At 70.9% G+C, this 12,970-nt stretch carries 12 protein-coding genes and 1 pseudogene; 3 read left to right on the forward strand and 10 right to left on the reverse strand.

Translation table 11 applies throughout. The features are described from left to right. Window positions 1–378 precede the first annotated feature (378 nt). A pseudogene (locus AC5K6T_RS20025) lies at window positions 379–513 on the forward strand (TetR family transcriptional regulator); the annotation flags it as partial. A 37-nt stretch (window positions 514–550) separates the two neighbouring features. Here the strand turns inward: AC5K6T_RS20025 and AC5K6T_RS20030 are convergent. Both AC5K6T_RS20030 and AC5K6T_RS20035 read right to left on the reverse strand, forming a co-directional pair. After that, entirely contained in the window at window positions 551–1,300 is a 750-nt protein-coding gene (locus AC5K6T_RS20030) for a M23 family metallopeptidase (protein WP_493210947.1), read from the reverse strand. Window positions 1,301–1,699: 399 nt separating this feature from the next. After that, window positions 1,700–2,944 (reverse strand): IS110 family RNA-guided transposase, encoded by a 1,245-nt coding sequence (locus AC5K6T_RS20035; RefSeq protein WP_493208129.1) that lies wholly within the window; start codon window positions 2,942–2,944, stop codon window positions 1,700–1,702. A 446-nt stretch (window positions 2,945–3,390) separates the two neighbouring features. Here AC5K6T_RS20035 and AC5K6T_RS20040 point away from each other — a divergent pair, with 446 nt between their 5' ends. Continuing rightward, window positions 3,391–4,134 (forward strand): HAD family acid phosphatase, encoded by a 744-nt coding sequence (locus tag AC5K6T_RS20040; RefSeq protein ID WP_493210949.1) that lies wholly within the window; start codon window positions 3,391–3,393, stop codon window positions 4,132–4,134. 121 nt (window positions 4,135–4,255) lie between these two features. Here the strand turns inward: AC5K6T_RS20040 and AC5K6T_RS20045 are convergent, their stop codons facing one another. Continuing rightward, window positions 4,256–6,781, reverse strand: coding sequence for an ATP-dependent Clp protease ATP-binding subunit (locus AC5K6T_RS20045; RefSeq protein WP_493210951.1), 2,526 nt, complete (start codon window positions 6,779–6,781; stop codon window positions 4,256–4,258). Between the two features lie 430 nt (window positions 6,782–7,211). Between AC5K6T_RS20045 and AC5K6T_RS20050 the strand changes: the two genes are divergently transcribed. Continuing rightward, a complete protein-coding gene (locus AC5K6T_RS20050) occupies window positions 7,212–7,871 on the forward strand; it encodes an SCO3374 family protein (RefSeq protein WP_493210952.1) in 660 nt (219 codons plus the stop codon). Between the two features lie 6 nt (window positions 7,872–7,877). On the opposite strand, the gene AC5K6T_RS20055 is transcribed toward AC5K6T_RS20050, so the two are convergent. From AC5K6T_RS20055 to nadC, 7 genes are all read right to left on the reverse strand, one after another. Further along, complete coding sequence (locus tag AC5K6T_RS20055) at window positions 7,878–8,213, reverse strand: histone-like nucleoid-structuring protein Lsr2 (protein WP_493210954.1); 336 nt, start codon at window positions 8,211–8,213, stop codon at window positions 7,878–7,880. Window positions 8,214–8,495: 282 nt separating this feature from the next. Further along, entirely contained in the window at window positions 8,496–9,029 is a 534-nt protein-coding gene (locus tag AC5K6T_RS20060; protein ID WP_493210956.1) for an amino-acid N-acetyltransferase, read from the reverse strand. Window positions 9,030–9,038: 9 nt separating this feature from the next. Further along, window positions 9,039–9,488 (reverse strand): BlaI/MecI/CopY family transcriptional regulator, encoded by a 450-nt coding sequence (locus AC5K6T_RS20065; RefSeq protein WP_493210958.1) that lies wholly within the window; start codon window positions 9,486–9,488, stop codon window positions 9,039–9,041. Between the two features lie 107 nt (window positions 9,489–9,595). Then, window positions 9,596–9,766, reverse strand: a complete 171-nt coding sequence (locus AC5K6T_RS20070) for a hypothetical protein (protein WP_493210960.1) — start codon at window positions 9,764–9,766, stop codon at window positions 9,596–9,598. Window positions 9,767–9,831: 65 nt separating this feature from the next. Continuing rightward, a complete protein-coding gene (locus AC5K6T_RS20075) occupies window positions 9,832–10,434 on the reverse strand; it encodes a hypothetical protein (RefSeq protein WP_493212137.1) in 603 nt (200 codons plus the stop codon). Window positions 10,435–11,179: 745 nt separating this feature from the next. Continuing rightward, window positions 11,180–11,977 carry a type III pantothenate kinase gene (locus AC5K6T_RS20080; RefSeq protein WP_493210961.1) on the reverse strand — a complete coding sequence of 266 codons (798 nt, stop codon included), beginning with the start codon at window positions 11,975–11,977 and terminating at the stop codon, window positions 11,180–11,182. Between the two features lie 16 nt (window positions 11,978–11,993). After that, window positions 11,994–12,965: a carboxylating nicotinate-nucleotide diphosphorylase gene (gene nadC, locus AC5K6T_RS20085; protein WP_493210962.1), complete on the reverse strand. Its 972-nt coding sequence runs from the start codon at window positions 12,963–12,965 to the stop codon at window positions 11,994–11,996. Window positions 12,966–12,970 lie beyond the last annotated feature (5 nt).

Raw genomic sequence — 12,970 nt, forward strand, 5'->3', positions numbered from 1 at the left:
CCGGGACGGACACCCGGGGACGGACACCCGGGGACGGGGACCGGTGGGCGAGGGGCGCGAATGATCCGTGGAGGCGGGGCGCGTACGAGAGCGAAGCGAACCCGGCGCCGGATCGATCCGACACCGGATCCCGACGGTGAGCGGCGCGGCGCCGACGTGGACATCCAGGACGTGGCCCTCGGACTCTTCGCGGAGCAGGGCTACCGGGACTATTCGCAGTGCACCGGGCTTCAGCCCGGTGGTGAAGCGAATCTGAGAGTTGCTCTGACCTCAGCTGTGTGCACGGATCTGCACTGTTCACCTCAGCCCAGGTCAGAGCGGCCGGTTCTGCTGCTCGATGTACTGCTTCACGATGCTGAGCGGTGCGCCGCCGACGGAAACGTGAGCGCGATCTTCACGCTGCACGCCGGCATGTTCTTCGTCCAGGACCTCGAAGGCGACCCCGAGGACAAGCGGGAAGCCGTCCTGGAGGTCGCCATGGACCTGGTGTCCCAGGCGCACTCGGGCGCCTGAGGCGGCCAGGGCCCCCGAGGGCAGGCGGGGCGGAGGATCAGACGGTCAGGCCCTTGCCGCGCAGGAACTTGACCGGGTCGACGGCCGAGCCGTAGTTCGGCGTCGTGCGGATCTCGAAGTGCAGGTGCGGGCCGCTGGAGTTGCCGGTGTTGCCGGACAGGGCGATGCGCTGGCCGGTGGCGACGACCTGGCCGGCCTTCACCTCGACGCGGGAGAGGTGGGCGTACTGCGAGTAGGTGCCGTTGGAGTGCTTGATCACGACGGCGTTGCCGTACGCCGGACCGTCACCGGCGCCGTTGCCGCCGGCCTTGACCACGGTGCCGCCGTGCGCGGCGTAGACCTTGGTGCCGCTGGCGACGGCGAAGTCCTGGCCGCTGTGGGTGGACTGCCACATGCCGCCGGCCTGCGCGAAGCTCGCCGACTTGGTGTAGTGCTTCACCGGCGCGACCCAGCCGGCGGCCTTCTTCGCGGCGGCCTTCTTGGCAGCCGCCTTCTTCGCGGCGGCCTTCTCGGCGGCCGCCTTCTTGGCCGCGGCGGCCTTCGCGGCGGCGGCCTTCTGCGCGGCGGCGGCCTTCGCCTGGGTGGCGGCCGTGCTCTCGACGGCCTTGGCCTGGGCGGCGGCCTGCGCCTGGACCGCACTCGCGGCGGGAACGACCGCGGTGGTGTCCACGGCGGCCGCGACCCCGGCTCCCAGCACGGCCGAGGCCCCCAGGCCGGCGGCCAGGACGGCGACGCGGCTGCGGAGCAGGGTCGTACGGGAGAGTCGGGACGTGACGCGCTGGGACATGAGGAACCTCGTGCGATGGGGGACATGGGGCACCACCCGGCGCACGACGGCGTCCGGATGGCGCATCCCTTGGTACCCGGATCGCCCATCAACGCCCAAACGTGTGATCTACGACGAAAGCTAGTACGGATCACTCAAAACCCCGATCCCTTGACAGAGCCTCCATTCAGGACGAATCACCCGTGACGACGGCGCGACCTCATGCCTTCCGGGTGGAAAGTCCCCTTTGGGCCATTGGTGATCGCCACTATTCCCCCTAGTAACGGACAAATCGCCTGTGCGGCATGTCACCGGGCCGCCCACCGCCCTGACGCGTAAATAGGTGGAGGTCAGGGTGGCGTGAGGCAGATCTGAGTGCCCGGTGGCCGTGGTGGTCGCCGGGTGTCCGGGCCCTGGGCGTCAGGCTGCGTCCTCGATCGGGTTGAGGGTGACGGTGTAGCCGAGCTGGTTGAGCGCGGTGATCGCGCGGCGGGTGGCGCGTTCGGGGTCACGTTGGGCGAAGTAGGTGCCGCCGAGCTCGCGGTAGGGGACGTTGTCGGTGAGCATGTGCCAGATCGCGGTAATGATCGAGTGCTCGACGGCGACCAGGGCCTTCATCGGGCCGCGGCGGGCGGTCAGCCGCTTGTAGCGGGCCTGGAGGTAGGTGTCCTTGGTCCTCACCGCGCCGAAGGCGGCCAGGCCGAGGGCTCCTTTGAGGTACGGGTTGCCGGGGCGGACCTTGGTGTTCTTGGTGCGGCCGGCGGACTCGTGGTGGCCGGGGCAGACCCCGGCCCAGGACGCGAGGTGCCTGGCGGAGGTGAACCGGGCCATGTCGCCGCCGGTCTCCGCGATGATCACTTCGGCGACGGCCTGGTTGATGCCGGGGATGGTGTCGAGCAGGTCGAGGGCGGGACGAAAGGGGGCCATCGCCTCCTCGATCCGCTCATCGAGCTGTCCGATGGCGTCGGTGAGCTGGTCGTAGTGGTCCAGGTGCAGCCGGGTGAGGAAGGCGTGGTGGTCGCGGAAGCGGCCGGTCAGGGCCTCGGTGAGTTCGGGGATCTTGTTGCGGAGCTTGCGTTTGGCCAGGTCTGCCAGCGTCTGCGGGTCGCGTTCCCCGCCGATGAGGGCCTCCAGCATGGCCCGGCCGGAGACGCCCATGATGTCGGAGGCGACCGCGGCGAGTTTGATGCCGGTGTCCTCCAGCAGCTTCTCCAGCCGCTGGACGATCTGCCCGCGTTCGCGGGTCATCTGGGTGCGGGCCCGGGTCAGGTCCCGCAGTTCGCGCACCGGTGCGGGTGGCACGAACGAGGGGCGGACCAGGCCGTGTGCGCCGAGCTGAGCCAGCCAGGCGGCGTCGGAAACGTCCGTCTTGCGGCCGGGCAGGTTCTTGACCTGCCGGGCGTTGACCAGGATCACGTTCAGGTCCTCGGCCAGCAGGTAGTAGAACGGCTTCCAGTAGTCCGAGGTCGCTTCGATCACGACGAGGGTGACCTCGGCAGCGACCAGATGATCCCGCAGGGCGAGCACGGCGTTCGTGGTCGAGCCCCAGGTCGTGGTCTCGTTGGTGAAAGAGCCTCGCCGTTTCGTACTCGGGCTGCGGACACACGCCTTGGCGTCCTTCTTGCTGATGTCCACACCGGCGCAGCGTTCGTGCAGCACGTCCACGGCCCCGCTCCCTCCCTCACCGAACGGCCAAGCGGTACGCCGTTCCGGGAGGGCCAGGGTGGAACAGGAATTCTGACGCCCGTGCTTCGCAGCAACACTCCACGGTTCCCGTGGACGGCCCTCAGCGCCACGCTGACCTGCGAGCTCACCGGCATCACAGAGCAATCGGCTTCGGCCGGAACGAACCCCACCAGCGTCCCGGACCGGCATCAACCCCCGTCAGGGCAGACAGGAAGCATCTCGGCGCACGCCACGACATTTACCACGCCCCCGGCGCGCACCGAAGGTGCGCTGGATCGCTGACCTGCGGATGTGACGGGCGCTACGCGGTTCCTACCGTCCGGTAACCCCTTGGTTCCTCTGACGCCATCCAGTACTACGAGCATGCACACGACATGTTGGGGTGTGCGGCGGGACGCCGTACACGCGCGAGAGGACCCCCACCGATGACCGGACGACGCTCCTGGACGGGCCGGGCGGCCGCCACCGCGGCCGCCACCGCCGCCCTCGTGGCCCTGGCCGCTCCGGCCGGGGCCGCGGCCGCCGCCGCGGCACCCGCAGGCACCACGGCGAGCGCGACCGCGAGCGCGACCGCCCCGGCCCCGTCCGCCCCGTCCGGGACCGGGGCCGCCGCCACGACGGCCACGACGGCCACGACGGCCTCGGCTGCCTCGGCGGCCTTCGCGGTCGCCGCGGACGTCGACTACGCCACCTGGCAGCGCGACTGCCGGGCCGTGATGGACCAGGCGCTGCCCTACGTCAAGGAGCGGATCGCACACCCGCGGCCGGGCGAGAAGCAGGCGATCGTCCTGGACGTCGACAACACGGCCCTGGAGACCGACTTCGGCTTCAGCTTCCCGCAGCCGGCGAACCGGCCGGTGCTGGACGTCGCCCGGTACGCCCAGGAGCACGGCGTCGACCTGTTCTTCGTCACCGCCCGCCCCGGCATCCTCTACCTGCCGACCGAGTGGAACCTCGACCACCGCGGCTACGAGGTCGGCGGCCTGCGCGTGCGCGGCTTCCTCGACCTGTTCAAGAACGTCGCGGACTACAAGACCGCCCAGCGCGTCTCCATCGAGAAGCAGGGCTACACGATCATCGCGAACATCGGCAACAGCGCGACGGACCTGTCCGGCGGCCACGCCGAGAAGACGTTCAAGCTGCCGGACTACGGCGGCCGGCTGTCCTGACCGGCCGCCGGGTCCCGCGGCCGGGCACCCCGCGCCCGGGCACCCTCCACGGGCATGACGAAGGGGGCCGGCGCCTCACGGCACCGGCCCCCTTCGGTCGGCTACGGGCGAGCCGTCCGGCTCACGCGTCCTTGCTCAGGTTGGGTCCGGCTCCGCCGGCCGCCTGCTCGATCGGCGGGACGTCGGGGAGGGCCGACTTCTCCTCACCGCGGAAGGTGAAGGTCTGGGCCTCGCCCTCGCCCTCGGTTTCGACGACCACGATGTGGCCGGGGCGCAGCTCGCCGAAGAGGATCTTCTCCGACAGCGTGTCCTCGACCTCGCGCTGGATCGTGCGGCGCAGCGGACGCGCGCCCAGCACCGGGTCGTAGCCCTTCTTGGAGAGCAGTTCCTTGGCGGACTGGGAGAGCTCGATGCCCATGTCCCGGTCCTTCAGGCGCTCGTCCACCTTGCTGATCATCAGGTCGACGATCCGCAGGATGTCGCCCTGGGTCAGCTGCGGGAAGACGACCACGTCGTCGACGCGGTTGAGGAACTCGGGCCGGAAGTGCTGCTTGAGCTCGTCCGAGACCTTGTTCTTCATGCGCTCGTAGTTGCTCTTGGTGTCGCCCTGGGCGGCGAAGCCCAGGTTGAAGCCCTTGGAGATGTCCCGGGTGCCGAGGTTGGTCGTCATGATGATGACCGTGTTCTTGAAGTCCACGACCCGGCCCTGGGAGTCGGTCAGGCGGCCGTCCTCCAGGATCTGCAGCAGCGAGTTGAAGATGTCCGGGTGGGCCTTCTCGACCTCGTCGAAGAGGACGACCGAGAACGGCTTGCGGCGCACCTTCTCGGTGAGCTGGCCGCCCTCCTCGTAGCCCACGTAGCCGGGAGGCGAACCGAACAGCCGGGAGACGGTGTGCTTCTCGCTGAACTCCGACATGTCGAGGGAGATCAGCGCGTCCTCGTCGCCGAAGAGGAACTCGGCGAGCGCCTTGGACAGCTCGGTCTTACCGACGCCGGACGGGCCGGCGAAGATGAACGAGCCGCCGGGGCGCTTGGGGTCCTTCAGACCGGCGCGGGTGCGGCGGATCGCCTTCGACAGCGCCTTGACGGCGTCGTTCTGGCCGATGACCCGCTTGTGCAGCTCCTCCTCCATGCGGAGCAGGCGGCTGGACTCCTCCTCGGTGAGCTTGAAGACCGGGATGCCGGTGGCGGTGGCGAGGACCTCGGCGATCAGCTCGCCGTCGACCTCGGCGACGACGTCCATGTCGCCGGCCTTCCACTCCTTCTCCCGCTTGGCCTTGGCGGCGAGGAGCTGCTTCTCCTTGTCGCGCAGGGAGGCGGCCTTCTCGAAGTCCTGCGAGTCGATCGCGGACTCCTTGTCGCGGCGGACACCGGCGATCTTCTCGTCGAACTCGCGCAGGTCCGGCGGCGCGGTCATCCGGCGGATGCGCATCCGGGAGCCGGCCTCGTCGATCAGGTCGATCGCCTTGTCCGGCAGGAAGCGGTCGGAGATGTAGCGGTCGGCCAGGGTGGCGGCCTGCACCAGCGCCTCGTCGGTGATGGAGACGCGGTGGTGGGCCTCGTACCGGTCGCGCAGACCCTTGAGGATCTCGATGGTGTGCGGCAGGGACGGCTCGGCGACCTGGATGGGCTGGAAGCGGCGCTCCAGGGCGGCGTCCTTCTCCAGGTGCTTGCGGTACTCGTCCAGGGTGGTGGCACCGATGGTCTGGAGTTCGCCGCGGGCCAGCATCGGCTTGAGGATGGAGGCCGCGTCGATGGCGCCCTCGGCGGCACCCGCACCGACCAGCGTGTGCAGCTCGTCGATGAACAGGATGATGTCGCCGCGCGTGCGGATCTCCTTGAGCACCTTCTTCAGGCGCTCCTCGAAGTCACCGCGGTAGCGGGAGCCGGCCACCAGGGCACCGAGGTCGAGGGTGTAGAGGTGCTTGTCCTTGAGGGTCTCGGGCACCTCGCCCTTGACGATGGCCTGGGCGAGGCCCTCGACGACGGCGGTCTTGCCGACGCCGGGCTCACCGATCAGCACCGGGTTGTTCTTGGTGCGGCGGGACAGCACCTGCATGACCCGCTCGATCTCCTTCTCGCGCCCGATGACCGGGTCGAGCTTGGACTCGCGGGCGGCCTGGGTGAGGTTCCGGCCGAACTGGTCGAGGACCAGGGACGTCGAGGGAGTGCCCTCGGCAGGCCCGCCGGCGGTGGCGGTCTCCTTGCCCTGGTAGCCGGAGAGCAGCTGGATGACCTGCTGCCGCACCCGGTTGAGGTCTGCGCCCAGCTTGACCAGGACCTGGGCGGCGACACCCTCGCCCTCGCGGATCAGGCCGAGCAGGATGTGCTCCGTGCCGATGTAGTTGTGGCCCAGCTGAAGGGCCTCGCGGAGCGACAGCTCCAGGACCTTCTTGGCACGGGGGGTGAAGGGGATGTGCCCGGACGGGGCCTGCTGGCCCTGGCCGATGATCTCCTCCACCTGCTGGCGGACCGCCTCAAGCGAAATGCCGAGGCTCTCCAGGGCCTTTGCGGCGACACCCTCACCCTCGTGGATCAGGCCCAGGAGGATGTGCTCGGTGCCGATGTAGTTGTGGTTGAGCATCCGGGCTTCTTCCTGAGCCAGGACGACAACCCGCCGCGCGCGGTCGGTGAACCTCTCGAACATCGTTAATCGCTCCTCAGAGCGGTCAGGCAGTGGGGGGAACTTCCCCTCCCTGTCCTTCCGCAGCTTAGTCCCGCAAGCGGGGACCGCTCATTCCAACTGCCGACACCGTCGATGGCCTCCTGACCCCGAACGCCGACATCTGCTCCAACCCGATGGTGCGAGACGATGTTCCCGCAGGCCAGGCAGTTACCCCAGTCGCCACTACGCCGATGGCGAACGTGAGACGGCCTCTCCCGCGCGTCGCCCCCTCCCACTAGGGATGTCTTACCCGCCGGCACCGGCCGTCCATGCCGTGCGCCCCCTGTCCCTCCGCTACGGGCGAACAGCCTTGCGCCGCCCCGTACGCCCACACGCCTCGACTTCCGGCACTCTGTGCACGGCGTTCGACACCCAGCGTAACTCCGGTGCCGTCCCGCCGGTTGCACTGGGCATGGTTGGCGCAGTCCCGTCCGCAGCCCTGCCCGCAGGCCCGCCCCGCACCGCCCCGGTGGTCCCCCCGCCCCGCCGGGCGGGCGGCCGGGATCCCGTGATCCGGCGCTGGTACGAGAGCGAACTGGGCTGGCAGACGGCGCCCGGTGATCCGCTGGGGCTCGTGGTGGGGGTGCGCTTCGACGTGCTCGACGTGCCCGCGGAGGCGGGCCGGGCGGCACTGCGGCATCTGCGGCCGGCCTCCCCGGTGGCCGTGAGGGGCGACCGCATGTGGCTGCTGGTGGCCGCGGGTGGCGCGGAGGAACTGCCCGGCCTGCTGACCTGGCTGGAGTGGGGCGCGCTGGCCCTGGACCTGGTGCCGGTCGGGGCGGGGGGCGTGATCGAGGCACCCGCGCCGGGGGCACCGTCCGCCGGTCCGGACCTGCCGGAACCGGGCGGCGGGGCGCTCACCGGGAGGCCGGGCGGCCGCACCGGTACCCCGCAGGGGGCCGCATGGCTGCGGCCCCCCGCACCGGGGAGCGGGACCGAGGCCTCGCTGCCGGTCCTGGGGGGTGCGCCGGGTGCTCCCGACCTCGTACGCGTGGTGGACACGGTGGCCACGTGGTGCCACCGGATCCGGCTGCGGTGCGGCCGGGCACCGGCCCCGCAGCCGACGCTGTGACCGGCCTCAGCCGTTGGCCTTCTCGTAGGCCTCGCGGATGGACGCGGGGACCCGGCCGCGGTCGTTGACCTCGTAACCGTTCTCCTTGGCCCAGGCGCGGATGGCCGCGGTGTCCTGGCTGCCGCCGGAAGCGGCGCGCGTCTTTCCGCGCCCGCCCGAGGAGCGGCCCCCGGTGCGGCGACCGCCCTTGAGGTAGGGGTCGAGAAGGCCGCGCAGCTTGTCCGCATTGGCGGTCGTGAGATCGATCTCGTAGGTCTTGCCGTCCAGCGCGAACGTCACGGTCTCGTCGGCCTCGCCGCCGTCGAGGTCGTCGACAAGAAGGACCTGAACCTTCTGTGCCACCGGATTTCCTTTCATCGATAACGTTGAGGACCGAGGGTCCGCGGCTCCGCCGATTCGCCGCCCCCTCTTATATGCAGTACTGCACTACATCGGAAAGCAAACCGCTTTTGCTGGAAAAACACAAACCCCTGGCGAGGACCGGGCACCCCGGCCCGCCGGGAAACGTGCGCGATTCGGACATAGGGGAACAGGCGGCGGTGACCGGTCAGAATACCTCCGGCATAGCCCTGTGCATACCCCAGGCATACCGGAGGCATAGGCCGGGCATAGTCTCTGCTCCGATCACAGATGCAGAAGCATCCGACTGTTACCCAAGGTGTTCGGTTTCACTCGTTCGAGGCCGAGGAACTCCGCCACGCCCTCGTCGTAAGAACGCAGCAGCTCGGCGTACACATCGGTGTCGACGGGTGTCTCGCCGATCTCCACGAAGCCGTGCCTGCCGAAGAAGTCCGCTTCGAAGGTCAGGCAGAAAACGCGGCGCACGCCGAGCCAGCGCGCGGTCTCCACGAGCTTCTCCAGCAGCTGGTGGCCGACGCCGACGCCCTTGAGGCCGGGCCGGACCGCGAGCGTGCGGACCTCCGCGAGGTCCTCCCACATCACGTGCAGCGCGCCGCAGCCGACGACCTCGGCGTTGTCGTCGCGTTCCGCGACCCAGAACTCCTGGATGTCCTCGTAAAGCGTCACGGTCGCTTTGTCGAGGAGGATGCCGTCGCGGGCGTAGGCGTCAAGGAGTCGTCGCACGGCGGGGACATCGCTGGTCCGGGCGCGCCGGACGGTGATGGCTTTAGCGGTGACTTCGGCACTGTCAGCTGACATGAGCGGACGCTATCGCCCGGTGCCTCCCGGTGCCGAGCCGGGGCCGTCCCGGCCGCCCGCTTCGGAAGGTGCGGCGGACCGGGCGGGCTCGGTCGATTCCGGTCCCTGGACGATGCGTACGGCGTCGGCGAGCGCCTGCCGCTGTTCGTCGCTCATCATCCCGAAGAAGGCGACGAGAGCGGCCGCGGGGTTGTCGCTCTGGGACCAGGCGTCGTTCATGAGGGCGGCGGCGTAGGCCGCGCGGGTGGAGACCGCCTCATATCGATAGGCCCGGCCTTCCGCCTCGCGGCGCACCCAGCCCTTCTGATGGAGATTGTCCAGTACGGTCATGACCGTGGTGTAGGCGATCGACCGTTCCCGCTGAAGATCTTCCAGGACTTCTCGAACGGTCACCGGGCGGTTCCACTTCCACACCCGCGTCATGACCGCGTCTTCGAGTTCTCCCAAGGGGCGAGGCACAACTCAGCACCATAGTGGGAGATCAGGCCGAAGACGTGACGGACGTGCGCGAGACCGCAGAACCAAGACGAAATGGACGTACGGCCGGCGCAGGGCCGACGTGCGGCTCAGACCTCGGCGGAGGGCTGCGCGGCCTCCGCCCGCTTCAGCGCGGCGTCGACGGCGGCGTCCTCCTTGGCCTTCTGGGAACCGCCCTGGGTCTTGACGATCACCCGGATCACGCCGAAGAAGAACACGGCCATGACGGCCGGGGGCAGCAGCGCGGAGAGGTAGTCCATACCCCCCAGAGTAGCCACGCGCGCGGTGCCGCCCCCGGCAGGGTCGCGCGCGTGGCCCGGGGCCGTCAGCCCGCGGCGAGCTGCTGCGGCGGGTTGGCGGGCGGCCGGGCGGGCTTGCGCCGGGGGAAGACCTCCCCGGGCGTGGGGACGGGCCGCCGCGACGGGTCGGGCGCCACCGGCCCCGGCTGCGGCGCCGGCTTCTCGGGCTCGGGCTTCTTCCCGGGCTTCTTCCCGGGCTCCTCGCCGGCCCGCCCGCCGGGCAGCGCGAGCAGCCGGGTACGGCTCGCCGGCACCGCTCCCGCCCCGAGCCGCTCCCGGACGTCCCGCTCGGCGATGCTCCGGCACCGCTCCAGCAGGGCCGCGGCGACGGGACTGCCGCGCAGTGCGCGCAGTGCGGCGAGATCGTCCGGCTCGGGCCGGTGCCCGGCGGCGAGCACCTCCTCCAGCAGTGCGAGATAGCCGGCCGCGGTGCCGGGCAGCGCGGCCCGGTAGCGCGCGAGGTCGGCCACCAGGAACGCCCGCAGCCGGGCACCCTCCCGCATGACCTCGTCGAGCGACGCGGCAAGTCGATGGCACTCCTGGACATCCTGGGCCGGGGTGGGACCTGGCTGAAGGGCGAGGGCGAGAGCGCGACGGAGCACACGCAGCTCCTCCGCACCGAACGCCATACCGCCGCGGGATCCGAATGGCGTGGGCATGCACCGACAATACGCGCTAATCAGACAAACAGGGCACACCACACCTCCACCGCACCCCCAAACGGACGCCCACGGACGACAAGCGGACCCCGGACCCCGCCCACGCCGACGAGAGCGCACCACAGCGCACCCACCCACAACGGCCAGGAACACACCACGGCACCCACCCACGACGGCGAGGGACGCACTGCAGCGCACCCACCCACCCACGACGGCGAGGAACACACCACGGCACACCCACCCACAACGGCGAGGAACGCACCACGGCACCCACCCACGACGGCGAGGAACGCACCACGGCGCGCCCGCCCACGACGGCGAGGGACGCACCGCGGCGCGCCCGCCCACGGCGGCGAGGGGGCGTGCCGGGGGGTGCCCGCCCGCAGCGGCCGGCACAGACCCCCCGACACCACCCGACCCACCCGGGCGCCGGCCCGAGGACGGACACCCCCCGGCGCGCCCCCGACCCCGGACGGCGCCCGGCAACCGCGCACCCCACCCGCACAAACCCACGCACAGCAACCGGAGAACCACGCACCCCCGCCCCACCCGCACAAACCCACGCACAACACCCCCGACAAGGGGCGCGGGGAACTGCGCAAAACCCCAGCCCACCCGCACAAACCCACGCAGCCGGCCGCCCAGGCCCCCTCACCCCAGCCCGGCCGCCCGCCCAGGCCCCCTCACCCCGCCTCCGCAGGCCGCGCAGGCCCCCTCACATACGCGACACGTTCCGCTCGTACACCATCCGCAGCCCGATCAGCGTCAGCCACGGCTCATGCTCGTCGATGACGTGCGACTCCCCCAGCACCATGGGCGCGAGCCCCCCCGTGGCGATGACGGTCACGTCGTCGGGATCATCGGCCAGCTCCCGGGCCATCCGGCTCACCACCCCGTCGACCTGTCCGGCGAACCCGTACACGATGCCGGCCTGCATGGCCTCCACCGTGTTCTTGCCGATCACGCTCCGCGGCCGCACCACCTCGATCTTCCGCAGCTGCGCGCCCTTCACCCCCAGCGCGTCGACGGAGATCTCGATCCCGGGCGCGATGACCCCGCCGACGTACTCGCCGCGCGCGCTCACCGCGTCGAACGTCGTCGCGGTGCCGAAGTCGACGACGACCGCGGGCCCGCCGTACAGCTCGACGGCGGCGACGGCGTTGATGATGCGGTCCGCGCCGACCTCCTTGGGGTTGTCGGTGAGGATCGGCACGCCGGTCTTGACGCCGGGTTCGACGAGCACGGCGGGAACGTCGCCGTAGTAGCGCCGGGTGACCTCGCGGAGTTCGTGGAGCACCGACGGCACGGTGGCGCAGATGGCGATGCCGTCGATGCCGTCGCCGAGCTCGTCGCCGAGCAGGGGGTGCATGCCCATGAGTCCTTGGAGGAGCACGGCGAGCTCGTCGGCGGTGCGCCGGGCGTCGGTGGAGATCCTCCAGTGCTCGACGATGTCCTCTCCGTCGAAGAGGCCGAGCACGGTGTGGGTGTTGCCCACGTCGATGGTCAGCAGCATGGCCGGTTCGCGCTCCCTACTCCGCCGTGCGCAGGTCCAGGCCGATGTCGAGGATCGGCGAGGAGTGGGTGAGGGCGCCGACGGCGAGGTAGTCGACGCCGGTCCGGGCGTAGGACCTGGCGTTGTCGAGGGTGAGCCGGCCGGAGGCCTCCAGCGCGGCACGGCCGGCGACGAGGGCGACGGCCTCCTCGCACTCGCCGGGCGTGAAGTTGTCCAGCAGGATGAGGTCGGCGCCCGCGTCGAGGACCTCGCGCAGCTGGTGCAGGGTGTCGACCTCGACCTCGATGGGCACGTCGGGGAAGGTGTCGCGCACGGCCTGGAAGGCCTGGGCGACCCCGCCGGCGGCGACGACGTGGTTGTCCTTGACGAGCGCGGCGTCCGACAGGGACATGCGGTGGTTGACGCCGCTGCCGCAGCGGACCGCGAACTTCTCCAGGGAGCGCAGGCCGGGCGTGGTCTTGCGGGTGTCGCGGACGCGCGCGGTGGTGCCCTCCAGGGCGTCCGCCCAGGCGCGGGTGGCGGTGGCGATGCCGGACAGCCGGCACAGCAGGTTGAGGGCGCTGCGCTCGGCGGTGAGCAGGTCCCGGGTGCGGGTGGTGACGGAGAGGAGCCGCTGTCCGGCGGCGACCCGGTCGCCGTCCTCGACGTGCCGCTCGACCTCGAACTCGTCGGTGGCGACGACGGAGAGGACGGCCTCGGCGATCCGCAGCCCGGCCACGACGCCGGCCTCGCGGGCGACGAAGTCGGCGGTGGCCACGGCGTCCTCGGGGATGGTGGCGACGGTGGTGACGTCGACGCCGCCGGCGAGGTCCTCCTGGACGGCGACGTTGGCGATGTCCTCGACTTCGAGGGGGTCGAGCCCGGCGTCGGCGAGGAGCTGGGCGAGGGCGGGGTCGAGCCCGCCGGCCGGGTACTCCGCGTCGGTGCCGCAGGCGCAGCCGTCGCCGCAGCCGCCTGCGGGGGCGAGGGGGAGGTCGGTGTCGCTCACTTCTG

It is taken from the genome of Streptomyces sp. B8-7 (assembly GCF_058833805.1).

Excerpts from the sequence above, each read along its gene's own strand:
- AC5K6T_RS20045 (WP_493210951.1), bottom strand. The coding sequence starts at position 6,781 with ATGTTCGAGAGGTTCACCGACCGCGCGCGGCGGGTTGTCGTCCTGGCT.
- AC5K6T_RS20030 (WP_493210947.1), bottom strand. The coding sequence starts at position 1,300 with ATGTCCCAGCGCGTCACGTCCCGACTCTCCCGTACGACCCTGCTCCGC.
- AC5K6T_RS20075 (WP_493212137.1), bottom strand. The coding sequence starts at position 10,434 with ATGGCGTTCGGTGCGGAGGAGCTGCGTGTGCTCCGTCGCGCTCTCGCC.
- AC5K6T_RS20050 (WP_493210952.1), top strand. The coding sequence starts at position 7,212 with ATGGTTGGCGCAGTCCCGTCCGCAGCCCTGCCCGCAGGCCCGCCCCGC.
- AC5K6T_RS20060 (WP_493210956.1), bottom strand. The coding sequence starts at position 9,029 with ATGTCAGCTGACAGTGCCGAAGTCACCGCTAAAGCCATCACCGTCCGG.
- AC5K6T_RS20040 (WP_493210949.1), top strand. The coding sequence starts at position 3,391 with ATGACCGGACGACGCTCCTGGACGGGCCGGGCGGCCGCCACCGCGGCC.
- AC5K6T_RS20070 (WP_493210960.1), bottom strand. The coding sequence starts at position 9,766 with ATGGACTACCTCTCCGCGCTGCTGCCCCCGGCCGTCATGGCCGTGTTC.
- AC5K6T_RS20080 (WP_493210961.1), bottom strand. The coding sequence starts at position 11,977 with ATGCTGCTGACCATCGACGTGGGCAACACCCACACCGTGCTCGGCCTC.